At 72.7% G+C, this 24,265-nt stretch carries 21 protein-coding genes and 1 tRNA gene; 13 read left to right on the top strand and 9 right to left on the bottom strand.

The window, feature by feature from the left end; genetic code table 11:
* Nucleotides 1–17 precede the first annotated feature (17 nt).
* Entirely contained in the window at nt 18–848 is an 831-nt protein-coding gene (locus K7957_RS19055) for a hypothetical protein (protein ID WP_223014300.1), read from the top strand.
* A gap of 194 nt (nt 849–1,042) precedes the next feature.
* Here the strand turns inward: K7957_RS19055 and K7957_RS19050 are convergent, their stop codons facing one another.
* A complete protein-coding gene (locus K7957_RS19050) occupies nt 1,043–2,650 on the bottom strand; it encodes a lysine--tRNA ligase (protein WP_223014298.1) in 1,608 nt (535 codons plus the stop codon).
* A 50-nt stretch (nt 2,651–2,700) separates the two neighbouring features.
* Between K7957_RS19050 and K7957_RS19045 the strand changes: the two genes are divergently transcribed.
* The 4 genes from K7957_RS19045 (at nt 2,701) to K7957_RS19030 (ending at nt 9,889) form a co-directional block, all read left to right on the top strand.
* Complete coding sequence (locus K7957_RS19045) at nt 2,701–3,228, top strand: sterol desaturase family protein (RefSeq protein WP_223014296.1); 528 nt, start codon at nt 2,701–2,703, stop codon at nt 3,226–3,228.
* 620 nt (nt 3,229–3,848) lie between these two features.
* Entirely contained in the window at nt 3,849–5,105 is a 1,257-nt protein-coding gene (locus K7957_RS19040; RefSeq protein ID WP_223014295.1) for an efflux RND transporter periplasmic adaptor subunit, read from the top strand.
* Nucleotides 5,106–5,283: 178 nt separating this feature from the next.
* Entirely contained in the window at nt 5,284–8,466 is a 3,183-nt protein-coding gene (locus K7957_RS19035) for an efflux RND transporter permease subunit (protein WP_223014294.1), read from the top strand.
* A gap of 25 nt (nt 8,467–8,491) precedes the next feature.
* Nucleotides 8,492–9,889 carry an efflux transporter outer membrane subunit gene (locus tag K7957_RS19030; protein ID WP_223014293.1) on the top strand — a complete coding sequence of 466 codons (1,398 nt, stop codon included), beginning with the start codon at nt 8,492–8,494 and terminating at the stop codon, nt 9,887–9,889.
* Between the two features lie 7 nt (nt 9,890–9,896).
* On the opposite strand, the gene K7957_RS19025 is transcribed toward K7957_RS19030, so the two are convergent.
* Nucleotides 9,897–10,325 (bottom strand): DUF1810 domain-containing protein, encoded by a 429-nt coding sequence (locus K7957_RS19025; RefSeq protein WP_223014292.1) that lies wholly within the window; start codon nt 10,323–10,325, stop codon nt 9,897–9,899.
* A 678-nt stretch (nt 10,326–11,003) separates the two neighbouring features.
* Here K7957_RS19025 and hisC point away from each other — a divergent pair.
* Both hisC and K7957_RS19015 read left to right on the top strand, forming a co-directional pair.
* Nucleotides 11,004–12,152 (top strand): histidinol-phosphate transaminase, encoded by a 1,149-nt coding sequence (gene hisC / locus K7957_RS19020; RefSeq protein WP_246617296.1) that lies wholly within the window; start codon nt 11,004–11,006, stop codon nt 12,150–12,152.
* Entirely contained in the window at nt 12,152–13,060 is a 909-nt protein-coding gene (locus K7957_RS19015; RefSeq protein ID WP_223014291.1) for a prephenate/arogenate dehydrogenase family protein, read from the top strand. Before hisC ends, K7957_RS19015 begins: the two co-directional genes overlap by 1 nt.
* 222 nt (nt 13,061–13,282) lie before the next feature.
* Here K7957_RS19015 and K7957_RS19010 read toward each other — a convergent pair whose 3' ends face one another.
* The 4 genes from K7957_RS19010 to ftsE are packed head-to-tail and all read right to left on the bottom strand — an operon-like array spanning nt 13,283 to nt 16,081.
* A complete protein-coding gene (locus K7957_RS19010) occupies nt 13,283–13,969 on the bottom strand; it encodes a lysophospholipid acyltransferase family protein (protein WP_223014290.1) in 687 nt (228 codons plus the stop codon).
* Nucleotides 13,966–14,505 carry a YdcF family protein gene (locus K7957_RS19005; RefSeq protein WP_223014289.1) on the bottom strand — a complete coding sequence of 180 codons (540 nt, stop codon included), beginning with the start codon at nt 14,503–14,505 and terminating at the stop codon, nt 13,966–13,968. The genes K7957_RS19010 and K7957_RS19005 overlap by 4 nt, the downstream gene beginning before the upstream one ends.
* The gene (locus K7957_RS19000) at nt 14,502–15,374 is read right to left on the bottom strand and encodes a cell division FtsX domain-containing protein (RefSeq protein ID WP_223014287.1); all 873 of its coding nucleotides are present in this window, start codon (nt 15,372–15,374) and stop codon (nt 14,502–14,504) included. Before K7957_RS19000 ends, K7957_RS19005 begins: the two co-directional genes overlap by 4 nt.
* Nucleotides 15,371–16,081, bottom strand: coding sequence for a cell division ATP-binding protein FtsE (gene ftsE, locus K7957_RS18995; protein ID WP_223014476.1), 711 nt, complete (start codon nt 16,079–16,081; stop codon nt 15,371–15,373). Before ftsE ends, K7957_RS19000 begins: the two co-directional genes overlap by 4 nt.
* Nucleotides 16,082–16,224: 143 nt before the next feature.
* On the opposite strand from ftsE, the gene K7957_RS18990 reads away from it, so the two are divergent.
* The 6 genes from K7957_RS18990 to K7957_RS18965 all read left to right on the top strand — a co-directional run bounded on the left by K7957_RS18990 (nt 16,225) and on the right by K7957_RS18965 (nt 22,550).
* Nucleotides 16,225–17,028: a zinc-ribbon domain-containing protein gene (locus K7957_RS18990; RefSeq protein WP_223014285.1), complete on the top strand. Its 804-nt coding sequence runs from the start codon at nt 16,225–16,227 to the stop codon at nt 17,026–17,028.
* Nucleotides 17,029–17,120: 92 nt separating this feature from the next.
* Nucleotides 17,121–17,207, top strand: a tRNA-Leu gene (locus K7957_RS18985).
* A gap of 112 nt (nt 17,208–17,319) precedes the next feature.
* Nucleotides 17,320–18,375: a type III polyketide synthase gene (locus K7957_RS18980; RefSeq protein ID WP_223014283.1), complete on the top strand. Its 1,056-nt coding sequence runs from the start codon at nt 17,320–17,322 to the stop codon at nt 18,373–18,375.
* 41 nt (nt 18,376–18,416) lie between these two features.
* Nucleotides 18,417–19,067 (top strand): methyltransferase domain-containing protein, encoded by a 651-nt coding sequence (locus K7957_RS18975; RefSeq protein WP_223014281.1) that lies wholly within the window; start codon nt 18,417–18,419, stop codon nt 19,065–19,067.
* On the top strand, nt 19,049–20,131 hold the full coding sequence (locus tag K7957_RS18970) for an NAD(P)/FAD-dependent oxidoreductase (protein WP_343228473.1): 1,083 nt from the start codon (nt 19,049–19,051) through the stop codon (nt 20,129–20,131). The genes K7957_RS18975 and K7957_RS18970 overlap by 19 nt, the downstream gene beginning before the upstream one ends.
* A gap of 217 nt (nt 20,132–20,348) precedes the next feature.
* Entirely contained in the window at nt 20,349–22,550 is a 2,202-nt protein-coding gene (locus tag K7957_RS18965) for a transglycosylase domain-containing protein (RefSeq protein WP_223014277.1), read from the top strand.
* Here K7957_RS18965 and K7957_RS18960 read toward each other — a convergent pair.
* From K7957_RS18960 to K7957_RS18950, 3 genes are read right to left on the bottom strand one after another with little or no spacing between them, the layout of a single operon-like run.
* A complete protein-coding gene (locus K7957_RS18960; RefSeq protein WP_343228472.1) occupies nt 22,496–23,218 on the bottom strand; it encodes a M48 family metallopeptidase in 723 nt (240 codons plus the stop codon). The genes K7957_RS18965 and K7957_RS18960 overlap by 55 nt on opposite strands.
* Nucleotides 23,219–23,225: 7 nt before the next feature.
* A complete protein-coding gene (locus tag K7957_RS18955) occupies nt 23,226–23,669 on the bottom strand; it encodes a YcgN family cysteine cluster protein (protein WP_223014275.1) in 444 nt (147 codons plus the stop codon).
* Nucleotides 23,657–24,241 carry an SCO family protein gene (locus K7957_RS18950; protein ID WP_425517220.1) on the bottom strand — a complete coding sequence of 195 codons (585 nt, stop codon included), beginning with the start codon at nt 24,239–24,241 and terminating at the stop codon, nt 23,657–23,659. Before K7957_RS18950 ends, K7957_RS18955 begins: the two co-directional genes overlap by 13 nt.
* Nucleotides 24,242–24,265 lie beyond the last annotated feature (24 nt).

Genomic DNA, 24,265 nt, shown 5'->3' with positions numbered 1-24,265 from the left:
GCGGCGAGGAAGCGCGAGTGAGCGACGGGATGGACACGGCGCAGGGCGCGCAGCGATCGCGGATGGGGCCGGTGCTGGTGATCGCGGTGATCGCCTTCGCGGTCGGGCTGGCGCTGATGGCCTATGCCTCGCGCAACGCGCCCGGCCTGTTCGGCCGTTCCGCCAGCCCCGCCGCGGCACCGACCGCTGCGCCGACGCCGATCATGCCCGACGTCTCGACCCTGGCGCTGCGCGAGGCCGCGCTCGCCGCGCAGCTCGCCAACCTGGAGGCGCGCGCGGCGCGGATCGACGGCGAGAGCGCGCAGGCGGCGAGCAACGCCGGGCGCGCCGAAGCGATCCTGATCACCTTCGCGGCGCGGCGCGCGCTCGATCGCGGCGTCGGACTCGGCTATCTCGAGGGCGAGCTGCGCCGCCGCTTCGGCGCGGCCTTCCCCCGCGAGGTCAACGGCGTGATCCGCGACTCGCGCGCGCCGGTGACGCTGGAGGACCTGCGCGAGGGGCTCAGCGCCGCCGCGCCGACGCTGCTCGCCCAGAAGAGCGACTGGTGGGCCGGGATCGGCGGCGAGCTGCGCGGCCTGGTGGTGATCCACCGCGCCGGCACGCCCTCGCCGCTGCCGTCCGACCGGCTGGCGCGCGCGCGGCGCCAGCTCGGCACGGGCAATGTCGAGACAGCGCTGGCCGAGGTCGAGCGGCTGCCCGGCGCGGCCGAGGCGAGCAACTGGATCGCGGCGGCCCGCCGCTACGTCGCCGCGCGCGCCGCGCTCGACACGCTCGAGTCGGCGGCGATCACGGGCGCGGCGACCGCGGCGGCGGGCATCGCCCGCGCGGAGGCGGCGCCGGCAGGGTAGTAGGCTAGCGGTCGTTCGCGCTGAGCCGACACAGTTTACCGTCTACGCGTGCTCCTGCGCACGCAGGAGCCCGGGAGCCACAAGCCTCACCCTCGTGGCCCTGGGCTCCGGCTTGCGCCGGAGCACGGATCAGCTGCGCGATCGCGATGGGGCAGCGGGTGGGGCGGATCGAAGAAGGGCGTGCCCCGTCAGCGTCACCCCTGCGCCAGAGCCTCGGCGATCAGCCGGCGGCTGTTCTCCACGCCATACAGCGCGATGAAGCTGCCCATCCGCGGCCCCTGGCTGGTGCCGAGCAGCGTCTCGTACAGCGCCCTGAACCAATCGCGCAGCTCGGCGAAGCCGCCCGCCTCGCCGAACGAGGCCTTGCCGATCTCATAGACGATGTTCTGCACGTCCTCCGCGCTCGCCCCCTCCGGCAGCGCGGCGAGCTCGGCGTCGAGCCGCTCGAGCGCGGGCACCTCGACCCCGATCGGCGCGCGGCGGTGGAGCGTCGGCGCCACGAAGTCGCGCGCATAGGCCAGCGCATGGCCGATCAGCCGGTCGAGCGCGGGATAGGTCGCGGGTGAGGCGTCGGGCACGTAATTGGCGAGATAGCCCCACACCTGCTCGCGTGTCGCGTCGCCCCCCATCACGCCGACGAGGTTGAGCAGCAGCCCGAAGGTGATCGGCAGCGTCTCCTCGGGCACCTTCCCGTCGTGGATGTGGTGCACCGGGTTGCCGAGCCGCTGCGCGATCGGCTGCGTGGGGTAATTGCCGCGGAACTGCCAGTAATCGTCGACCGCGCGCGGGATCACGCCGAAGTGCAGCGCCTTGGCCTTCTTGGGCTCGCGATAGGCGAAGAAGGCGAGGCTCTCCTCCGGGCCATAAGTGAGCCACTGGTCGAGGCTGAGCCCGTTGCCCTTCGACTTGGAGATCTTCTCGCCCTTCTCGTCGAGGAACATCTCATAGTTGAAGCCCTCGGGCGGGCGCCCGCCGAGCACGCGCGCGATCTTGGACGATTGCACCACCGAGTCGATCAGGTCCTTGCCCGACATCTCGTAATCGACCCCGAGCGCGACCCAGCGCATCGCCCAGTCGACCTTCCATTGCAGCTTGGCGAGCCCGCCCAGCGCCGACTGGACGATCCGCTCGCCGTTCTCGTCTGTGAAGGCGATCGTCCCCGCGGCGGCGTCGACTACCTCGACCGGCACCTGCAGCACCACGCCGCTGGTCGGGCTGACCGGCAGCACGGGCGAATAGGTGGCGCGGCGCTCGGCGCGGAGCGTCGGCAGCATCACGTCCATGATGCCCTGATAGTGGCGCAGCACGCCCTTCAGTGCCTCGTCGAAACGGCCGCCGGTGTAATAATCGGTCGAGGAGACGAACTCATACCCGAACCCGAAGCGGTCGAGGAATTGCCGCAGCATCGCGTTGTTGTGCGCGGCGAAGCTGTCGAACTTGCCGAAGGGGTCGGGAATGCGAGTCAGCGGTTTGCCGAGATGCTCGGCCAGCATCGCGCCGTTGGGCACGTTGTCGGGCACCTTGCGCAGCCCGTCCATGTCGTCGCTGAACGCGATCAGCCGCGTCTTCTGGTCGGAGAGCGCGTGAAAGGCGTTGCGCACCATCGTCGTGCGCAGCACTTCATTGAAGGTGCCGATGTGCGGCAGCCCCGAGGGGCCGTAGCCCGTCTCGAACAGGATCGCCTCGCCGCCTGGCTTGCCGTCGGGCCAGCGCTTGAGCAGCTTGCGCGCCTCCTCGTACGGCCAGGCCTTGGACTCGAGGGCGGCGGACGTGAGCTCGTCTGGGCGAAGATCGTCGGTCATGGTGCGCTGCGACGTAGCGAGACGCGCGCGCCATGGCTATATCGTCGCGCATGTCCTGGTGGGCCGCCCTTCTCCTGTTCCTCGTCACCGTCGCGCTGATGGAGGGGTTCGCGTACGTGATGCACCGCTGGGTGATGCACGGGCCGGGCTGGTTCCTGCACGCCAGCCACCATCGCGCCCGCCCCGGCAACTGGGAACTCAACGACCTCTATGCCGCGATCTTCGCGGTGCCGTCGTTCGTGATGATCCTGGGCGGAGTGCAGCTCGGCTGGTGGCCGGGCTTCACCTGGATCGGCGCGGGGATCGCCGCCTACGGCGCGATCTACTTCGGCTTCCACGACGTGATCGTGCATAAAAGGCTGCCGACGCGCTACTTGCCCAGGTCGGCGTACATGAAACGGATCATCCAGGCGCATCGGCTCCACCACGTGGTCGAGACCAAGCACGGCACGGTGAGCTTCGGCTTCCTCGTCGCGCCCCGGCCCGAGGCACTCAAGGCCGAGCTCAAGCGCCGCGGCCGCGCCGGGGTGCGGCGCTCGACCGGGGCGGAGCCGGCTCCCGTCGACCAGCAGGCGTGATGCGGTGTCTCCTCCGCGAGAGGATCATTCAATAGGCTCGTCATCCCGGCCTTGAGCCGGGATCCATCGTGCCGCGAACGCCTGAGCCGCTGCTGTTGCGAGACCATGGTTCCCGGCTCAGGAGCGGGATGACGACGGTTGTGAGGGTGGCCACCATCACCAACGATCCCCTGTCAGAGAGAGGATGAGGTAAATGCCGCTACGACCTCTGCTGCTCGCTCCGGCGCAAACGATCGCGTTCACAAGCCGCACCTAGGGTCTCGACAACGAAAACTACCGCGCGGTACAAAAAAGCCGGTTGACCCACGTCAGGGCGCTTTCTATACCAGACGGTATCGAAACGACGGAGGCCGCGTGCTCCCGTGCGATCGACGGAGCCGCCATGGATCCTCTTTCCAGAATCGAGTGTGCCGCGCCCTGATACGGGGACGGCGTCGCGTACCGATCTTTCCCGAGCCGCTCGCCGGGCTCTCGCCCGAGCGACCGGACACGTCCGTCCTCGCCCGACGCGCCGCATACCCGCGCGCCGGAACGCGGTCGGCCGCCCATCGCACAGGATTCGTCTTCATGGCCGATCGCGCCTGCCCGGTTCGTCCTCACGCCGTCGAGGAGACGCGCGCATGAACATGCATACCATCATCGACCCGGCCGACTCGGTCGAGACCGCCCCCACGTCGCGCCCCAGCACCGCCCGGCGTGCCGCCTGGATCGGCGTCCCGCTCGTCGCGGTGATCGGCGCCGCCACGCTGCTCCACCGCGAGCAGCCCGCGGTCGCGGCGCCGCCGGCCCCCACCGTCACCGTCGCGCCGCCGCTCCAGCGCACCGTCGCCGAGTGGGACGATTACGTCGGCCGCTTCGAGCCGAGCCGCTCGGTCGAGGTGCGCCCGCGCGTCTCGGGCGCGATCAGCGCGGTGCATTTCACCGACGGCGCCACCGTCCGCGCGGGGCAATTGCTCTTCACGATCGACCAGCGCCCCTTCGCCGCCGCGCTCGCCGAGGCGCAGGCGGGTGTCGCCACCGCGCGCAGCGACCTGCTGCTCGCGCGCGCGAACCTCGACCGCGCCGGCCGCCTCGTCGCCGAGGATGCGGTCTCCAAGGGCGAGCTCGACCAGCTCAACGCGCGCGTCCGCGCCGCGAGCGCGCAGCTCGCCGCGGCCGAGGCGCGGGTCCGCGCGCGCTCGCTCGACATGGAGTTCACCCAGGTGCGCGCGCCGATCGCGGGCCGCGTGTCGGACCGGCGGATCGATCCGGGCAACCTCGTCGCCGGCGGGGACACGAGCGGCACCTTGCTGACCACGATCAACGCGCTCGACCCGATCTACTTCGCCTTCGACGGCTCGGAGGCGCTGTTCCTCAAGAACAAGCGCGCGCGCGCCGCGGGGGTCTCGGCGCCCGACGTCGACGTGCGGCTGCAGGACGAGGGCGACTATCGCTGGCACGGCCGGCTCGACTTCACCGACAACGGCCTCGACTCGCGCTCGGGCACGATCCGCAGTCGCGCGGTGCTGCGCAACCCGGACCAGTTCCTGACGCCGGGCATGTTCGGCAACATGCGGCTCGCGTCGGGTGCGACGACGCGCGCGCTGCTCGTGCCCGATGCCGCGGTGCAGACCGACCAGGCGCGCAAGACGCTGCTGACCGTTGCTCCTGACGGTACCGTCGCGGTCAAGCCGGTGACGCTCGGCCCGGTGCTCGCCGGGCTGCGGATCGTGCGCAGCGGGCTCTCGCCGAGCGATCGCGTGGTGATCAGCGGCACGCAGATGGCGATGCCGGGCACCAAGGTGCAGGTCCGCGCGGGCACGATCGCGCCGGCGAGCGGCGGCGACGCGCCGCCGGGCGCGGCGCCGATCACCGGCGAGGCGACGTTCACGTCATAGCGTAAGACAACTCACCCTCACCCTCTCGGCGCTTCGTGCCTTCCTCCCTCTCCCGCCGGGAGAGGAAAGGGGCCCGCCCGGCGCAGCCGGGTGGGAAGGGTGAGGGCGACCCGACCAGACGACCCCATCCGCCGCCCCTCAGCGGCCCCCATCCATCCTCGCATCCGGGGAGCCTGCCATGCGCCTCTCGCGCTTCTTCATCACCCGCCCGATCTTCGCCGGCGTCATCGCGGTGATCATCACCATCGTCGGCGCGATCGCTTACTGGGGGCTCCCCGTCGCGCAATATCCCGACATCGTGCCGCCCACGGTGACGGTCAGCGCCACCTATCCCGGCGCCTCGGCCGAGACCGTGGCGGAGACCGTCGCCGCGCCGATCGAGCAGGAGATCAACGGCGTCGACGACATGCTGTACCAGTCGAGCCAGTCGACCGGCGACGGCAACCTGACGATCACCGTCACCTTCAAGATCGGCACCAACCTCGACGCCGCGCAGGTGCTCGTCCAGAACCGCGTCGCCGTGGCGGTGCCGCGGCTGCCCGAGGAGGTGCAGCGGCTCGGCGTGGTGACGCGCAAGACCAGCCCCGACTTCCTCATGGTCGTCAACCTGATCTCGCCCGACAAGTCGCTCGATCGCGGCTATATCTCCAACTACGCGCTGACCCAGGTGCGCGACCGTCTCGCCCGCATCGACGGCGTCGGCGACGTCCGCCTGTTCGGCAGCCGCGACTATGCGATGCGCGTGTGGATCGATCCGGGCCGCGCCGCCGCGCTCGACCTCACCGCCGGCGACATCGTCGCGGCGCTGCGCGCGCAGAACGTCCAGGTCGCGGCGGGCTCGCTCGGGCAGCCGCCCTACGGCAACGGCAACGCCTTCCAGCTCAACGTCGAGACCCAGGGCCGGCTGGTCGACCCCAACCAGTTCGCCGACGTGGTGATCCGCACCGACGGCAGCGGCCGCCAGGTGCGCGTGCGCGACGTCGCGCGCGTAGAGCTCGGCGCGCAGGACTATAATTCGAACACCTATCTCTCGGGCCAGCCGACCGTCATCGCGGCGGTGTTCCAGCGCCCCGGCTCGAACGCGCTCGCCGCCGCGGAGAAAGTGACCGCCGAGATGGAGGCGATGTCCAAGTCCTTCCCCAAGGGGCTGGAGTATCGCGTGATCTACAACCCCACCGAGTTCATCGCCCAGTCGGTCGACGCGGTGATCCACACCCTGTTCGAGGCGGTGGTGCTCGTCGTGCTCGTCATCCTGGTGTTCCTCCAGAAGTGGCGCGCCGCGATCATCCCGATCGTCGCCATCCCGGTCTCGCTGGTCGGCACCTTCGCGGTGCTCGCCGCGGTCGGCTACTCGCTCAACACGCTGTCGCTGTTCGGACTGGTGCTGGCGATCGGCATCGTCGTCGACGACGCGATCGTCGTGGTCGAGAACGTCGAGCGCAACCTCGCCGAGGGGCTCTCCCCGCTCGAGGCGGCCAAGGTGTCGATGGACGAGGTGTCGGGCGCGCTGGTCGCGATCGTGCTGGTGCTGTGCGCGGTGTTCGTGCCGACGCTGTTCCTCACCGGCCTGTCGGGCGCTTTCTACCAGCAGTTCGCGGTGACGATCGCGACCGCCACGGTGATCTCGCTGGTGGTGTCGCTGACGCTGTCGCCCGCGCTCGCCGCGCTGCTGCTGCGCCCGCACGAGGCGCACGACTCGGGCAATCGCGTCACCCGCGCGCTGCGCGCGGCCGGCGACTCGTTCAACCGCGCGTTCGAGCGGCTGAGCCTCGGCTACGCCAAGCTCACCGCCAGGCTGGTGCGCGCGCCCAGGCGGATGATGGCGGTCTACGCCGGCCTCATCGCCGCGACCGTCGCCTTGTTCTGGGCCACGCCGACCGGCTTCATCCCGGCGCAGGACCAGGGCTATTTCCTCACCGTGGTGCAGCTGCCCGCGGGCGCGTCGGTGGAGCGCACCGACGCGGTGGTGCAGAAGGTCGCCAAGCGCATCCTGCCGCTCGCCGGCGTGAAGGGCGTCGTCATGCTCGCGGGCTTCGACGGCCCGTCGCAGACGCTCGCGCCCAACACCGCCGCGGCCTACGTCCCGCTCCAGTCCTTCGCCGAGCGCGAGAGACTGGGCGTCACCTTCGCCGGCATCATGCAGAAGACGCGCGAGGTGACCGGCGACATCGACGAGGCGCGCATCCTCGTCGTGCCTCCGCCGCTGATCCAGGGCATCGGCTCCGCGGGCGGCTATCGCCTGATGGTGCAGGACCGGCAGGGCGCGGGCTACCAGGCGCTCGGCGCGGAGGCGGGCAAGCTGATCGGCGCCGCCAACCAGACCGAGGGGCTGGCGCAGGTCTACACCTTCTTCAACACCGCCACGCCGCGCATCTTCGCCGACGTCGATCGCGCCAAGTCGGACCTGCTCGGCGTGCCCCCGGCGCGCGTGTTCGAGGCGCTCCAGGTCTATCTCGGCAGCGCGTTCGTGAACGACTTCAACCTGATCGGTCGCACCTACCGCGTCACCGCCCAGGCCGACGCGCCGTTCCGATCGACCCCGGCGGACATCGCCAACCTCAAGACCCGCTCGGCCTCGGGCGCGATGGTGCCGATCGGCTCGGTCGCGACCTTCCAGGACCGCACCGGCCCGTACCGCGTGACGCGCTACAACCTCTACCCCGCGGTCGAGGTCGACGGCGACACCGCGCCGGGCTATTCCTCGGGCCGCTCGCTGGTGACGATGGAGAAGCTGGCGCACGACACGCTCCCCTCGGGCTATGGCGCCGAGTGGACCGGCATCGCCTTCCAGCAGAAGGCGGCGGGCAATACCGCCGGGATCGTCTTCGCGCTGGCGGTGGTCTTCGTCTTCCTGGTGCTCGCCGCGCAGTATGAGAGCCTGCTGCTGCCGCTCTCGATCGTGCTGATCGTGCCGATGTGCCTGCTCGCCGCGATGGCGGGGGTGAACCTGCGGGGCATGGACAATAACGTGCTGACGCAGATCGGGCTGGTCGTGCTGATCGCGCTCGCGGCCAAGAACGCGATCCTGGTGGTCGAGTTCGCCAAGCAGGCGGAGGAGCGCGACGGCCTCACTCCGGTCGAGGCCGCCGTGCAGGCAGCGCAGGTGCGGCTGCGACCGATCCTGATGACCAGCTTCGCCTTCATCCTCGGCACGGTGCCGCTGCTGATCGCGACCGGCGCGGGCGCCGAGCTGCGTCAGGCGCTCGGCACCGCCGTGTTCTTCGGGATGATCGGGGTGACCGGCTTCGGGCTGATCTTCACGCCGACCTTCTACGTGGTGTGCCGCGCGCTCGGCGCGCGGCTCGCCCGCCGCCGGCCCGGACACCGCGACGACGACGCCGCGCTCCAGCCCGCCGAGTGACTCCTGTACGGAAACGAGAGAGACGATGATCAAGCATTGGCTCGCCGCCACCGCCACGCTGGCGCTCGCCGCCTGCGCCGCCGGCCCCGACTATCGTGCCCCCGCCACCGCCGCGGGCGCGGCCGCCCCCTTCCTCGGCGCCGGCGGTCCGACGCTCGCCGCCGCCCCCGACGATCACTGGTGGCGGCTGTACGACGACCCCGTGCTGAACGGACTGGTCGAGGCGGCGCTCGCCGCCAACACCGACGTGCGGGTCGCCACCGCGCGGCTCGAGCGCGCGCGCGCGTCGCTGCGCGAGGTCCGCAACGATCGCACCCCGCAGGCGACGCTCGGCGCCAGCGGCACCTACAACCGCTTCTCGCAGGCGCAGCGCCCGCCCGGGGTGAGTGGCGAGACCTGGCTGATCGACGGCGGGCTCGACGTCTCCTACGAGGTCGACCTGTTCGGCCGCGTCTCGCGCGGGGTCGAGGCGGCGCGCGGCGACGTCGCGGCGGCCGCCGCCGACGCGGACGCGGTGCGGGTCGCGGTGGTGGCGGACACCACCCGCGCCTACGCCGACGCCGCCGCCGCGGCGGCGCGGATCGCGGTGGCGGAGCGGATCGTCGCCCTGCTCGACCGCCAGGTCGGCACCACCGAGCGCCGCACCGAGGCGGGGCTGACCACCCCGCTCGACACCGCGCGGATCGCCGCGCTGCGCGATCAGCGCCGCGCCGACATCCCCTCGCTCGTCGCCGAGCGCCAGGCGGCTTTGTTCCGGCTCGCGACGCTGACCGGGCGCAGCCCGCAGGAGCTGCCCCCCGTGGCGGGCGAGCGCGCCACCGCGCTGCGGATCGAGCAGGCCATCCCCGTCGGCGACGGCGCGGCACTGCTCGCGCGCCGCCCCGACGTGCGCGCCGCCGAGCGCCGCCTCGCCGCCGCCACCGCCCGGATCGGGGTCGCCACCGCCGACCTCTACCCGCGGATCACGCTGGGCGGATCGGTCGGGCAGACCAGCACCGGCTTCGGCAACCTGTTCGGCGCGGGGCCGCTCAACTTCCTGATCGGGCCGCTGCTCAACTGGGCGGTCAACCCGGGCAAGGCGCGCGCGCGCGTCGCCGGCGCCGAGGCCGACACGCGCGCCGCGCTCGCGACCTTCGACGGCACGGTGCTGACCGCGCTGGGCGAGACCGAGACGGCGCTCTCCAATTACGCGCGCTCGCTCGAGCGCCGCGCCGCGCTCCAGCAGGCTTTGGGCCAGGCCGACCGCGCCGCACGGATCACGCGCGCGCAGCGCCGCGAGGGGCAGATCGACAGCCTGTCGCAGCTCGACGCCGAGCGCACGCTCGCCGACGCCCAGGCCGCGCTGGCGCTGCAGGACCAGCTGGTCGCCGACGCGCAGGTCGACCTGTTCCGCGCGCTCGGCGGGCGCTGGAGCGCTGCCTGAGGCGGGATCAGCGCTCGAGCAGCCGCAGCGTCGCGGGATCGGGTGAGTCGAAGAAGGCGTCGAGCGTCTCGCGCACCGTCGCGGGCGCGCCCGCCCGATCGAACAGGGTCAGCGACGAGCGCAGCTTGATCGAGTCGATCCCGCCCATGATCGCGGTGGCGTCGCTGCCACGGTGCGCCAGCAGCGCCGCGGCGCTGTCGGCGTAGCGCGCGCCGAGCAGCGGGTGCGCGAGATAGGCGCGCGCCTCGGCGAGGTCGCGGATCGCGTAGCGCCGCGCCATGTCGCTGTGGCCGAGGCCGGCGATCTGGGGAAAGATGTACCACATCCAGTGACTCCGCTTAACGCCGGCGCGAAGCTCGGCGAGCGCGGTGGCGTAGCTGGTCGCCTGCGCGGCGACGAAGCGGTCGAGCGTCGGGGTGGTAGCGTCGCGGTCCATGCCGTGGGCAACGCGTGCCGCGCGGCGCGGTGCCGTGATCAGGCGATCACGGCACTCGCGACGTCGACGTAGATCAGCAGCGCGGTGGTGGCGAAGCCGGCGGCGGTGAGCAGCAGCGCGTGCGGCAGCGAGGGCAGGCGGGTCATCGTCACGGCTCCGCTCAGGCGATCGGCAGGACGGGGACGGCGGCGCCGACCATCATCGCGGCGACGGTGAGAGCGGCGACGACGGTGGCGAGCGGGCGGGCGAGATCGGCGAAACGAGCGGTCATGATAGGTCTCCCTGGTGGGTGTCGGCCGGATCACCCGGTCGATGCCAGCCACTTTGCAGGGGGCGTGCCAAGTCCGGAAATTGGCGGGACTCCGCGGTTCTACGATTGTAATGGGCGGTACTTGGCGAATTTCACTAACCCAGGGCGGCGCGTTCAGCCGAAGGTTGGCGGGGACGTTGTCGGTCGAGCGCCTTCCCCGGCGGCGCCCTCGCGAGGTCCTGAGAGATCGCGCCGCCGGAAGGCCGGCGCCGCGCTGACGAGGGGCGCCGGACGCGCAGGTGCGGTCATCTTCGCGCATCGCCGGAGAACGGCATCGTTCAAGCGCGGGCATCGCAGCGCGGAGCGCACGCGTGGGCACGACTGGCCCCCCTCTTCCCCCGCGCGCGCGGAGCCGCTACCCGGTCGGCATGAGTGACGCGCCCCGACCCAAGCCCTGGATCATGGATATCGCCCCCTATATCCCGGGGCGCTCCACCACCGACGACGGGCGCAAGGTCGCCAAGCTCAGCTCGAACGAGAACCCGCTCGGCACCTCGCCCGCGGCGCGCGCCGCCTTCGCCTCCGCGGCTGACTCGCTCGAGCGCTACCCGGACGCCAGCGGCGCGATCGTGCGCGAGGCGATCGCGGCGCGCTTCGGGCTCGACCCGGCGCGGATCATCTACGGCAACGGCTCGGACGAGATCCTCCACCTCGCCGCGGGCGCCTTCGCTGGCGCTGGCGACGAGGTGATCTTCGTCCGCTACGGCTTCGCGGTATATGAGATCGCGGCGCGGCGGGTCGGCGCCACCCCGGTGATCGCGCCCGACCGCGACTATGCCACCGACGTCGACTCGATCCTCGCCCGCGTCAGCGAGCGCACGCGCGTCGTCTATGTCGCCAACCCGAACAACCCGACCGGCACCTTCGCGCCGCGCGCCGAGATCGCACGGCTACACGCCGCGCTGCCGCCGACGGTGCTGCTGGTGCTCGACCAGGCCTATGCCGAATATCTCGCCGACCAGGACGACGACGGCGGGCTCGCGCTCGCCGCCACGGCGCGCAACGTGCTGGTGACGCGCACCTTCTCCAAGATCCACGGGCTCGCGGCGGAGCGGATCGGCTGGGGCTACGCCCATGCCGACATCGTCGAGGCGCTGCATCGCATCCGGCTGCCGTTCAACATCACCATCGGCGGCCAGCGCGCCGCGGTCGCCGCGATCGAGGACCGCGGTTTCGTCGAGCATACTCGGGCGCACAACGCGGCCTGGCGCGCCTGGTTCGCCGACGAGATCGCCAAGCTGGGCAACGCCGGTCTGCGCGCGATCCCGAGCGAGGCGAATTTCGTGCTCGTCGTGTTCGACGGCGCGCTGACCGCCGAGACCGCCTACAAGGGGCTGATGGACGCGGGCTATATCGTCCGCTGGCTGCCCGGCCAGGGGCTCGCGCAGGGCCTGCGCATCACCATCGGCACCGAGGACGAGACGCGCGGGGTCGCGGCGGCGCTGCGGGCGCTGGTCGAGCGCGGCGCGGCGCCGAAGCACGCCGAGCCGGCCGACGCCGGGATCGAGCGCGGCTGATGCTGCCGTTCAGCCGCGTCGCCGTCATCGGGCTCGGGCTGATCGGCTCGTCGGTGGCGCGCGCGGTGCGCCAGTATCTGCCGACGGTGCGACTGACCGGGCACGACGCCAGCGCCGCGGTGCGCGAGACCGCGCGGCGGATCGAGCTGGTCGACGACGTCGCCGACAGCGCCGCCGCGGCGGTGACCGACGCGGACCTCGTCATCCTGTGCGTGCCGGTCGGGGCGATGGCCGCGGTCGCCGCCGAGATCGCCGAGGAGCTGCCCGCCGACGCGATCGTCAGCGACGTCGGCAGCTGCAAGACCGCGGTGGCGCAGGCGCTCGCCGCGGTGCTGCCGCCCGAGCGCGTCGTGCCCGCGCACCCGGTGGCGGGGACCGAGCAGAGCGGCCCCGAGGCGGGCTTCGCCTCCTTGTTCCGCGGCCGCTGGTGCATCGTCACGCCGCTGGCGGAGAGCGACCCGCTCGCGGTGGCGCGGGTCGAGGAATTCTGGCACCGGCTCGGCGCCGACGTCGAGCGGATGGCGCCCGACCACCACGACCGCGTGCTGGCGGTGACGAGCCACCTGCCCCATCTGATCGCCTACACGATCGTCGGCACCGCGGACGACCTCGGTCAGGTGACCGAGTCGGAGGTGATCAAATTCTCCGCCGGCGGCTTCCGCGACTTCACCCGCATCGCCGCGTCCGATCCGGTGATGTGGCGCGACGTCTTCCTCGCCAACAAGGAGGCGGTGCTGGAGATGCTTCAGCGCTTCAGCGAGGACCTGAGCCAACTGCAGCGCGCGATCCGCTGGGGCGACGGCGACGCGCTGCACGACCGCTTCGCGCGGACGCGCGCGATCCGCCGCTCGATCGTCGACCAGGGCCAGGACGACGCCGCCGCCGACTTCGGCCGCCGGCACGACTGAGGGCACCACCTCCCCCCCCCCCCACTGCCGTCATGCCGAACTCGTTTCCGTATCCATCGGGCAGCAAGCGCCGCGCCGCCGGGATGGGCGGCACGGTGCATCCTGAGACGAGCTCAGGATGACGCCGATAATGAGGTTCGGCTTCCGACCTCGTTTCCATCCGGTGCCCCGCGCGGCTCGCTCGCGACCCTGGGCTCCTGCTTCTGCAGGAGCACGATGTTCCTATCCCGCATTCAGCGCGTTGATCGCGGCGTGCACGCGCGCCTCGATCTCGCGCCGCGGCAGTCCCGGCGGGATCGGCTCGCCCAGCCGGATCGTCACCTCGCCCGGCGTCACCGTGCCGCGGCGCAGCCCCAGCCGCCCGCTGTCGAGCGCGATCGGCACCACCGGATAGCCCAGCGCCTTGTACAGCCCCGCGAACCCCGAGCGCAGCGGCGGTCGCTCGCCGTGCGGCACGCGCGTGCCCTCGGGATAGACGACCACCGATCGCCGCGCCTCGCGCGCCACCTTGGCGTCGTGCACCAGCTGGCGCAGCGCCGCCGCCGACGCGTCGCGATCGACCGGGATCCCGCCATAGACCCGCGTCGCCCAGCCCCAGAAGGGGATGTTCCACAGCTCGCGCTTGAGCACCACCGCCGGGCCGCGCAGCAGCGGTTGCAGCTCCACCGTCTCGTACATCGCCTCGTGCTTGGCGGCGTAGAGCACCGGCCCCTCCGGTAGCACGCCCTCGAAGCGCGTGCGCACGCCCAGGAAGGTCGCCGCCGCCCAGCGATGATAATAGGACCAGACATGCGCGTAGGGCACCATCGCGCGCTGCCCGAACAGCGCGACGATCGGCACCACCAGCACGATCGGCACCGAGCCGGCGTAGAACACCAGCCGGAAGAGCCACGATCTCAGCGCGTTCACCGTCTCACCCGCTCCCACCCCAGCACCACCGCGCGCAGCAGCAGCTTGTTATACTCGTTGAGCGCCTGCGCCAGCGTCGGCTCGCTCGGCACGCCCTCGACCGCGACGCTCACTGTCTTGCCCAGCGCGGCGGCGAGCTCGAGCGCCGCGCGGCGCGCGTGCCAGTCGGAGGTGACCAGCCGGATCGAGCGATAGCCGTGCGCCTTGACCCAGGCGGCGGTCTCCTCGGCGTTGCCGCGCGTGTCGACCGCCTCGGCGCCCAGGTCCACGCAGCAGGCGAAGGTGGCGGCGTGACCGCTGACCCGCGCGAGATCGGCGCGAGTCACCCCCGGCGCGGTGCCGGTCACCAGCATGCGTCGCGCGCGCCGCTGCTCGAGCAGGTCGAGCCCGCGCGCGATCCGCCCCGCCGCGCCGGTCGGGACCACGATCGCGTCGGTACGCAGGCTCGCGTCGGGGGTGCCCGGCAATGCCAGCATGAAGAGCGCGAAGCCCAGCGCCCAGCCGAGCAGCGCGAGCGCGACGAGCCGTTTGATCACAGCGTCCGCGCCAGCGCGTGGGCAACGGTATGGCGCGCCACCAGGGCGGCGAAGCCGACGAAGACGAGCGGCAACGCCGCGAGCACGCCCCAACCCCGCGCGCCGAGCGCGACGTTGTCGCCCGACGCGCCGATCTCGATGGCGAACGGCCCGACCAGCAGCCCCGCCGTCAGGGCGGCGGCGGCGGTCGCGACCAGTGCGGCGGTCGCGGCATCGCGCGCGACGCGCCGCTGGAACAGACCCGCCACCTGGGTGTCGGTCGCGCCGAGCCCGTGCATGACCGCGATCGTGGTACGGTGCGCCTCCAGCCCGGCCCGCGCGGCGAGTACCACCACCGCGGCGCTGGCGGCCACCATCAGCACCGCCACCGCGGCCGCGAGTAGCGACGCGAGCCGGAGCAGCCGCGCCAGCGGCGCCACCGCGGCCCCGTGCGAGTCGATCACGGCCTCGGGTGCGACACGGGCCAGCACCGCCCGTGCCGACGCGAGCGCGTCCTCGCCCGGCGCGAGCTCGAGATCGATCAGCGCGGGCATCGGCAGGTCGGGGTCGTCCGCCGCGCTGCCGAGCCACGGCGCCACGAGGTTCGCCAGCTCGGCGCGCGGGACCGCGCGCGCGCGCGCCACCGCGGGCGACGACCGGAGCGCCGCCAGCGCGCGCGCCGCCGCCGCCGCGCGCGCGGCGGGGTCGGCGTCGGTGAGCTGCACCGTCGCGCGCGCGCTCAGCCGCGCCCCCAGCGCCGCCGCGCCGCGTCCCGCGGCGATCCCCGCCGCCGCGGCGAGCAACGTCAGGAACAGCATGATCGCGAGCACGCCCACCATCGCGCGTCCGGCGCGCGCCGGATCGAGCACGCGGGCGGTCGCCGCGCTCATGCCATGCTCACGCGCGCCGGCGGGAAGCGCAGCGCGCCCGTCGGGTCGAGCAGCCGCCCGTCCGCCAGCCGCATCATCTGCGCCGCCGTCACGCGCCGAAGTAGCTGCGGATCGTGCGTCGCCACCACGACGGTGGTGCCGAGCCCGTTGAGAGAGGCGAACAATTGCATCAGCCGCTCGGCCATTTCCTCGTCGACGTTGCCGGTGGGCTCGTCGGCGAGCAGCAGCTCGGGCCGCGCCACCACCGCGCGCGCGATCGCGACTCGCTGCTGCTCGCCGCCCGACAGCGTCGCGGGCAGCGCCGCGGCGCGGTGCGACAGGCCGACCCAGGCGAGCATCTCGCGCACCGCCTCCGCGACGTCGGCCTCGTCGGCCGCGGCGATGCGCAGCGGCAGCGCGACATTGTCGGCCACGCTGAGGTGCGGCACGAGGCGAAAGTCCTGGTAGACCACCCCGACGCGGCGGCGGAAGCCGGGCATGCGCGCGCGCGGCAGCGTCACCACGTCCTCACCGAACAGCCGGATGATGCCGCGGCTGGGGCGCTGCGCGAGGTAGAGCAGGCTCAGCAGTGAGGTCTTGCCCGCCCCGCTCGCGCCGGTGAGAAAATAGAATTCGCCGGGCGCGAGCGCGAAGCTGATGTCGCGCAGCACCTCCTCGCCCTGGCCATAGCGCAGCCCGACATGCTCGAACTGGACGATCCCCGCCACCCGGCCGCTCACCACCTCTCGCCTGCGCATCGCCGTGCCGCCATCGCACGCGTGCCCGCGCGCATCAAGCAGGCGACGGGCCGCTTGCCTCAGGTGGCTCCCACGTGCTTAGAATCGCGATCAGTTCCTGCCGGTGGCCCGCCATGATCATCGAATGTCCCGAATGTCGCGCGCGCTATCAGGTGCCGGACGGCACGGTCGGCGCGACCGGCCGCACCGTGCGCTGCGCCAATTGTCGCCACAGCTGGTACCAGGAGCCGCGGGACGAGCCGCTCGTCGACGAGTTCGAGGAGGAAGAGGAGGCACCGGCAGCCCGCGCCCCCGCACCGGCCCCCTACTCGCCCGAGCCGGCCGCAGCGCCCGTCCCTCGCGTTCCCGAGCCGATCGCGACGACGCCGCCCGCCCCGGCGCCCGAACCGCCGCCGCTGATCGCGCCCGCGCTGGTCGAGGCCGATCCCGAGCCCTCCGCGGTCGCGGCCGGCTATGACGCCTTCGCGCACCGGCCGCCGTTCCGTCCCGAGCGCAACACCGCGCGGATGCGCACCATCGCCAGCCTCGCCGCCGGGCTGCTGATGCTCGCGGCCGTGGCGGTGATTTTGTGGACCACCGCGCCCGGGCTCGCCCAGCAGGTCGGCCTCTCGATCGGCCCCGCCGAGCTGCCGCTGCGCATCGTCGATCACCCGATCGAGCGCCGCAAGATGGCCAACGGCTCGGAGCTGTTCGCGGTCAGCGGGCAGATCACCAACCCTTCGCCGACGCGTCAGCGCGTCCCCGACATCCGCGCCGACCTGCGCGACGCGCAGGGCAAGATCGTGTTCAGCTGGACGATCACGCCGCAGCAGCGCACGCTGCTGCCCAACGGCGCGCTCGACTTCAACTCGGCGCAGGTGGACGTTCCCGCCACGTCGAAGCGGCTCGATCTCAGCTTCGTCGGCGAGGAAAGCTGAGCAGGACGACGAAAGCGTGTTGCCAGCCTCCAAGGGCTTTGCTAGGGGCCCGCTCCTGCCAGCCGCCGGGCCTGCCCCGGCGGACATCACGTGCGGTCGTGGCGGAATTGGTAGACGCGCAACGTTGAGGTCGTTGTGTCCGAAAGGACGTGGAAGTTCGAGTCTTCTCGACCGCACCACCTTCCCGCCTAGGCGCGGGATCCGCGGGCCGTCTGGCCCGCGCGGATCGTCTCAGGCGGGATCAGCCCTACGTCGGCGCCGAGCGCCCTTCCCAGGCGTTATGCCTCGCGCATGACATGTATCGCGTATCTGCAGGCGATCGGCACCGCGACGCCGACGCATGATATCCACACCGCCTTCGTCGACTGGGCGCGTGACCGCCTGCCCGAGCGCCCCGCGCGGCTGTTCGAGCGGATGACGGCGCGCGCCGGTATCGCGCATCGCTGGTCGGTGCTGCCCGAGGACGCGGGCTCGCCGGTGGCGTCGGGCGGCTTCTACGCCGCCGAGCCGCTGCCCGGCACCGGTGCGCGCATGGCATTGTACGCGGCGGCGGCGCCCGCGCTGGCACTCGCCGCGGTCGCCGCACTGGCCGAGCAGGTCGGGCTCGACGACATCACGCATCTCGTCGTGGCGAGCTGCACCGGCTTCGTCGCGCCGGGCGTCGACCAGATCATCGCGCGGCGGCTCGGGCTGTCGGCGGCGGTGGAGCGCACGCTGATCGGCTTCATGGGCTGCTACGCCGCGGTGGTGGCGCTGCGCACCGCGCGCCATATCGTCCGCTCCGAGCCGGCCGCGCGGGTGCTCGTCATCACGGTCGAGCTGTCGACGCTCCACCTCCAGGCCAGCGACGACCTCGAGGCGCTGCTCGCCATGCTCCAGTTCGGCGACGGCGCCGCCGCCGCTCTGGTCACCGCCGCCGCGGTCGGGCTCGCACTCGAGCGGCCGTTCAGCGCCGCGCTGGAGGAATCGGACTCGCTGATCCGCTGGGACATCACCGACCGCGGCTTCGCGATGCATCTTTCAGGCGAGGTACCCGGCCGCCTCAGTGGCGCGCTACGCGACTCCACTTTGGTCGAGTCGCTCACCGGCGGCGCGGCGGTGGATCGCTGGGCGGTCCATGCCGGCGGGCGCTCGATCCTCGACTCGGTCGAACAGGCGCTGGCGCTGCCGCCGGAGGCGCTCGCCGAGTCGCGCGCGGTGCTGCGCGACTGCGGCAACATGTCGTCGGCGACGTTGCTCTTCGTGCTCGCGCGCGTGCTGCGCGGCGCGCCGGTGCGGCATGGCGTGGCGCTCGCCTTCGGGCCGGGCATGGCGGCGGAGGGGATCGCCTTCCGCACCGCGCCGTGAAGGCGCCTTCCCTCCGCGAACGGCGCATCGCGGACGAGCTGATGGACGCCGACGACCTCGCGCGCGAGACCTACGCCGCGGTCGTGGCCGATCTCGCCCGCGTCAACGTCGTCACCCTCGCAGCGCGCCCTACCCTCGCTTTCCTACGTCGCACCTGCCGGCCGGGCGAACGCTACCGCCTGCTCGACGTCGGCTACGGCGACGGCGACATGCTGCGACGGATCGCGCGCTGGGGCGAGCGGCGCGGCGTCGCCTTCGAGCTCGTCGGCGTCGACCAGAATGAGCGGAGCCGCGCCGCCGCGCTGGCGCACAGCCCGGCGGGGCTCATCGTCGATTGGCGCGTAGGCGACTATCGCGCGCTCGGCGACGAGCCGTGGGACCTCGTCATCTCCAGCCTCGTCGCCCACCATATGGCGCGCGACGAGCTGGTCGCCTTCCTCGCCTGGATGGAGCGGCACGCCCGCGTCGGCTGGCTGGTCAACGATCTCCATCGCCACACCTTGGCCTATGGCGCCTGGCCGCTGCTCGCGCGGGGCTTCGGCTGGCACCCGATCGTGCGCCACGACGGCCATGTCTCGATCGCGCGCAGCTACCGCCCCGACGAATGGCCACCGCTGCTCGAAGCCGCGGGCGTGCGCGACGCGCGGGTCTATCGCGCCTTCCCGTTCCGGCTGTGCGTCGAGCGCCGCTGATCCTCGGCGGCGGCCCCGCGGGCGCGGCCGCGGCGATCGCGCTGGCGCAGGAGGGCACACGCGCGCTGGTGATCGAGCGCACGCGCGAGACCGGTGACGCGCTGTGCGGCGGCTTTCTCAGCTGGCGGACGCTGGCGACGGTGGAGCGGCTCGGAGTCGATCCGGACGCGCTCGGCGCCGCGGTGGTGCGGCGCGTGCGCCTGTTCGCCGCGGGGCGCGTGGTGGAGGCGCCGCTGCCCGCGCCCGCGCGCGGCGTCTCGCGTCACCGGCTCGACTCGCTGCTGCTCGCGCGCGCGACGACGGCGGGCGCGGGGGTGGAGCGCGGCGTCGCGGCACGCGCGATCGAGGACGGCGCGGTGCGCACCGCCGACGGCACGCTGCTGAAGAGCGACGCTTTGTTCCTCGCGAGCGGCAAGCACGACGTGCGCGGCAGAGCGCGGCCGGTACCCTTGGCGGATCCGGCGCTGGGCCTGCGCACGCGCCGCGCCGACTCGCCCGCGCTGGCGCGGCTCGTCGGCGACGCGGTCGAGCTCCACCTCTTCCGCGGCGGCTATGCCGGCGTGGTGCGGCAGGAGGACGGCAGCACCAATGTCTGTCTCGCGCTACGGCGCTCGCGGCTTAATGCGGCGGGCACGCCCGCGCGCCTGCTCGAGACGCTCGCGGCCGAGGCGCCGGCGCTGGGCGAGCGGCTCGGCGACGCGGCGGACGGCGCGATCGAGGCCGTCGCCAATGTGCCCTATGGCTGGCGCGCGAGGTCGAGCGACGAGGGTCTGTTCCGGCTCGGTGACCAGGCCGCGGTGATCCCGTCGCTCGCCGGCGAAGGCATGGGGATCGCGCTCGCGAGCGGCATCAGCGCGGCCGCGGCGTGGCGCGACGGCGGCGCGTCGGCAGCGGGATCGTGGCAGGCGCGTTTCGCCCGCCGCGCCGGGCCCCCGCTAGCGGTCGCGGCGGCGGTGCGCGCGGTCGCGGAGCATCCGCTGCTCGCCGCGCCGCTGCTGGCGCCGCTCGCGCGCGCCGGGATGCTGGAGATGCTGGCGCACTGGACGCGGATCGGAGACAGGTAAGCCTCAGCCTCGGTCTCCCGCGCCCGCGGGAGTCCGGGGTGACAACGCACCCGCCCTCGGCCCTGGGCTCCTGCGTTCGCGGGAGCACGGACCCGGGAGGTCGATTAACTCGCCGCGGTGCCCGACCAACGGCAGCCGCGATCACCGCGGCGAGTTAATCGCGCGCCAATCCGCTTGTTAAGCCTGGCTCAAGCCACTATCCGCCAGGGCCGACGCCATGGCCCGCGCCCCCTCCCGCACCTCCCGCTCGCGCCCGGCGCGCTCCCCGTGGCGGCGGCGGCTGGGCCTCGCGCTCAAGACGCTGCTCGCGCTCGCCGTGCTCGCGGTCGGCGCGCTGGTGGTGGCGGTCTATATCGCGCGCGCGCAGCTGCCGAGTTTCGAGTCGCTCAAATCCTCGCCCAACGGCCAGATGGTGCGCGTCCACGCCGCCGACGGCAGCGTGCTGGTCTCGCTCGGGCCGAGCTACGGCCAGTGGCTGAGCTACGACCGTATCCCCGAGGTGATGCGCGACGCGACGATCGCGGTGGAGGACCGCCGTTTCCGCAGCCATCTCGGCGTCGACCCGATCGGGATCGTTCGCTCGGTCGGGGTACGCTACGAGCGCGGCCACTGGGTGCAGGGCGGCTCGACCATCACCCAGCAGCTCGCGCGCAATGTCTTCCTCAACAACCAGAAGAAGTTCGGCCGCAAGTTCCGTGAGGCCATCCTGGCGCTCGCGCTCGAGCGCAAGTTCAGCAAGGACCAGATCCTCGAGCTGTACCTCAACAAGGTCTATTACGGCGGCGGCGCCTACGGCATCGACGCGGCGAGCCGGAAGTTCTTCGGCCATGGCGCGAGCCAGCTGAGTCTCACCGAGGCGGCGGTGATCGCGGGGCTGGTCAAGGCACCGTCCAATTACTCTCCCACCGCCGACGCCGAGGCCGCGGTCGGCCGCGCCGGGGTGGTGATCCAGCAGATGGTGCGCAACGGCTTCATCACGCCGAGCCAGGCCGCCGCCGCCGATCCCAACGACGTCCGCCTCGCGCCCGCGCCGCGGCAGAACAGCGTGCGCTACTTCACCGACTGGGCGCTGCCGCAGCTCGAGCTGCTGATCGACGAGACCGAGAAGCCGCTCGAGGTCTGGACCACGCTCGACCCCGCGATGCAGCGCGCCGCCGACGAGGCGGTGCGCGCCAACGCCCCCGCGGGCACGCAGGGCGCGCTGGTCGCGCTCGACCGCGACGGCTCGGTGCGCGCGATGGTGGGGGGCACCGACTATGTCACCTCCAACTACAATCGCGCCACCAAGGCGCAGCGCCAGCCCGGCTCGGCGTTCAAGCTGTTCGTCTATCTCTCCGCGCTCGAGGCCGGGCGCACGCCCGAGGACCGCGAGGTCGACGAGCCGGTCACGATCGACGGCTGGAGCCCGCGCAACGACTCGCGCCGCTTCTCGGGCGAGGTCACGCTGCGCACCGCCTTCGCCTTCTCGCTCAACACGATCGCTGCCAAGCTGGGCTATGCGGTCGGGTTCCAGACGGTGGCCGACATGGCGCGGCGCTTCGGCATCACCACCGCGGTCAACACGCATCCCTCGATGGTGCTCGGCACCTCCGAGGTGCGCGTGATCGACATGACGCGCGCCTTCGCCAGCGTCGGCAACAAGGGCGTGGCGGTGACCCCGTTCGGGATCACGCGCGTGACCGCCGAGGGCGAGGAGATCTACCGCCACGAGGTTGATCGCAGCCACGTGCTGGTCGCGCCCAACGTCGCGGCGGGGATGATCGACCTGCTCCAGACCACGGTCAACACCGGCACCGGCCGCGCCGCGCAGATCGGCCGCCCGGTGGCGGGCAAGACCGGCACCACCACCAGCAGCAAGGACGGCTGGTTCCTCGGCTTCTCCTCGGGGCTGACCACCGGCGTGTGGATGGGGCGCGACGATGCCAAGCCGGTCGGCGGACTGCACGGCGGCACCGCGCCCGCGCGCGCCTTCGCGCAGTTCATGCGTCAGGCGGTGGCGAGCCGGCCGATCGAGCAGTTCGACACGCAGGTGACACTGCCCGAGGCGCAGCTAGAGCCCGACGCCGAGAGCTACTACGGCGCGCCCGACAACAGCAGCTTCGTCGGCGACGACGGCTTCGCGATCGATCCGGGGGCGGCGGCCGAGCCGCAGGCGCCGGTGTTCGGCCCCGAGCGGCCGGTGGTGCAGGCGGTGCCGCGCGCGCGCGACGACGATGCTGGGCAGGAGGACGGCGCCGACCCGCGCGACGCCCCGCCGCAGGCGCCGGCGCAGCGGCTCGACCAGGACTGGCTCGACCGGGTCACCGGCCGGCCCCAGCGTGATCAGGGCCGTGACCAGGGGCGCGACCGCGCCGCGCCGCGCGGTCAGCCGCCGCGCGCCGCCTCCGGCGACCCGTCGGGCGACCGCCCGTACCAGTGAAGCGCGGCGCCGTTGGCGCGTAGCCAGGCGCGCTCGGGCGCGGGGTCGCGGCCGTACAGCTCGGCCACCAGCGCGTGGAAGCGCGGTGAGTGATCCATATGGACCCGGTGCGCCACCTCGTGCGCGGCGGTGGCGCGGCGCACCGCGCGAGGTGCCAGCACCAGTCGCCAGCTGTAGCGGATCGCGCCGTGGTGCGCGCAGCTGCCCCAGCGCCCCCGCGGGTCGCCGACGCTCACCGCGCTGACCGTCACGCCGGCGCGCGCGGCGTAATGCGCGGTATCCTCTTCCAGCAGCGCCAGCGCCGCGCGCCGCAGCCAGGCCCCCACGCGACGCGCGACCATCTCCGCCGGCCCGCCGACGACGAGCAGGTCGCCCTCGACTCGCGGCAGCCGCGGCGCCCCGGCGCGCCACGCGATCGTCAGCGCCGCGTCGTCGACCGCGAGCGTCGCGCCGGGCACCAACGGGCGCGGCCGCGGCAGGAGCGCGCGCTGCGCGTCGAGCCAGGCGCGCTGCCCGACCGCCCAGGCCAGCGCCTTGGCGGCGGAGGCGCGCGGCGGCAGCGTCAGCCGCACGCGCCCGCTGGTCGGATCGAAGGAGAGCCGCGTGCGCCGCGCGCGCGGGTTGCGGACCAGCTCGATCGAGTCCGCGGGGATCGTGGCGCCGGGCACCGCCGGGTCAGAGGTCGCGATCGACGATATGATGTTCGAGGTCGCCCGCGTCGTCCTCGCTGATCGTCCAGCCGCGCACCGACTCGCCGGCGCGGTGCACCGCTTCGCGGTCGCCGCTGACGAGGTAATGCCACGCCGGCAGCGGCTCGCCGTTGGCGCGCAGGCGATAGGCGCAGGTGGAGGGCAGCCAGTCGATCGAGTCGACGTTGCCCGTCGTCAGCCGCACGCACTCGCTCACATAGGCGCGGCGGTGGCGATAGTTGGAACATTGCCCGCTGCGGCGATCGAGCAGGCGACACGCGACGTTGGTGGCGACCAGCTCGCCGGTGTCCTCGTCCTCGAGCTTGTGCAGGCAGCATTTGCCGCAGCCGTCGCACAGGGCTTCCCATTGCGCTCGGTCGAGCCGGTCGAGCGGCACGTCCTCCCAGAAGCGACCCGTCAGCGCGCCCATGTCGTCACCTCGTCGGCGATCGCCTGCGGCGGCCCCTCGGGCAGCAGCGCGAGCGGCTTACCCTGGGGGTCGAACAGGTAGATCTGGCGGCTGTGGTCCATCAGATAGCCGTCCTCATTGCCCTTGCCGCGCGCGTAATAGATGCCGAATGTCTTGGCCGCGGCGGCGATCTGCGCCGGCGTGCCGGTCAGCCCGACGAGCCGCGGGTGGAAGGCCGAGACGAAGCGCTTGAGCGCCGCAGGCGTGTCGCGCGCGGGATCGACCGTGACGAAGATCGGCGTGATCCGCGCCGCCAGCGCGGGATCGCTCTTCTCGATCAGCCGCAGACCCGCGGCGATGTTCTGCACGTCGGTCGGGCAGACGTCGGGGCAGAAGGTATAGCCGAAATAGACGATGCGATACTGACCCGCGAAGTCGCGATCCGTCCGGGCGCGGCCGTCCTGGTCGGTCAGCGCGAAGGCGCCCCCGATCCGCGCGCCCGCGAGCGGCGGGGTCGCGGCCGGCTCGCTCGAGCAGGCCACGACCGTTCCGGCCAGCGCGAGCGCGAGCGCGGCGGCGAGGGGACGACGCATGTTCATGGTGGCGGCAGATGTGAT

It is taken from the genome of Sphingomonas yunnanensis, assembly GCF_019898765.1.
GTDB lineage: Bacteria > Pseudomonadota > Alphaproteobacteria > Sphingomonadales > Sphingomonadaceae > Sphingomonas > Sphingomonas yunnanensis.
This window is presented reverse-complemented; position numbering and strand designations above follow the sequence as displayed.

Bases quoted from the DNA above. Each gene is read 5' to 3' on its own strand.
- hisC (WP_246617296.1), top strand. From the start codon at position 11,004: ATGAGTGACGCGCCCCGACCCAAGCCCTGGATCATGGATATCGCCCCC.
- K7957_RS19035 (WP_223014294.1), top strand. From the start codon at position 5,284: ATGCGCCTCTCGCGCTTCTTCATCACCCGCCCGATCTTCGCCGGCGTC.
- K7957_RS19045 (WP_223014296.1), top strand. From the start codon at position 2,701: ATGTCCTGGTGGGCCGCCCTTCTCCTGTTCCTCGTCACCGTCGCGCTG.
- K7957_RS18950 (WP_425517220.1), bottom strand. From the start codon at position 24,241: ATGCGTCGTCCCCTCGCCGCCGCGCTCGCGCTCGCGCTGGCCGGAACG.
- K7957_RS19015 (WP_223014291.1), top strand. From the start codon at position 12,152: ATGCTGCCGTTCAGCCGCGTCGCCGTCATCGGGCTCGGGCTGATCGGC.
- K7957_RS19000 (WP_223014287.1), bottom strand. From the start codon at position 15,374: ATGAGCGCGGCGACCGCCCGCGTGCTCGATCCGGCGCGCGCCGGACGC.
- K7957_RS18975 (WP_223014281.1), top strand. From the start codon at position 18,417: ATGGACGCCGACGACCTCGCGCGCGAGACCTACGCCGCGGTCGTGGCC.
- K7957_RS19025 (WP_223014292.1), bottom strand. From the start codon at position 10,325: ATGGACCGCGACGCTACCACCCCGACGCTCGACCGCTTCGTCGCCGCG.
- K7957_RS19030 (WP_223014293.1), top strand. From the start codon at position 8,492: ATGATCAAGCATTGGCTCGCCGCCACCGCCACGCTGGCGCTCGCCGCC.
- K7957_RS19050 (WP_223014298.1), bottom strand. From the start codon at position 2,650: ATGACCGACGATCTTCGCCCAGACGAGCTCACGTCCGCCGCCCTCGAG.
- K7957_RS18990 (WP_223014285.1), top strand. From the start codon at position 16,225: ATGATCATCGAATGTCCCGAATGTCGCGCGCGCTATCAGGTGCCGGAC.
- K7957_RS19040 (WP_223014295.1), top strand. From the start codon at position 3,849: ATGAACATGCATACCATCATCGACCCGGCCGACTCGGTCGAGACCGCC.
- K7957_RS18965 (WP_223014277.1), top strand. From the start codon at position 20,349: ATGGCCCGCGCCCCCTCCCGCACCTCCCGCTCGCGCCCGGCGCGCTCC.
- K7957_RS18980 (WP_223014283.1), top strand. From the start codon at position 17,320: ATGACATGTATCGCGTATCTGCAGGCGATCGGCACCGCGACGCCGACG.
- K7957_RS18955 (WP_223014275.1), bottom strand. From the start codon at position 23,669: ATGGGCGCGCTGACGGGTCGCTTCTGGGAGGACGTGCCGCTCGACCGG.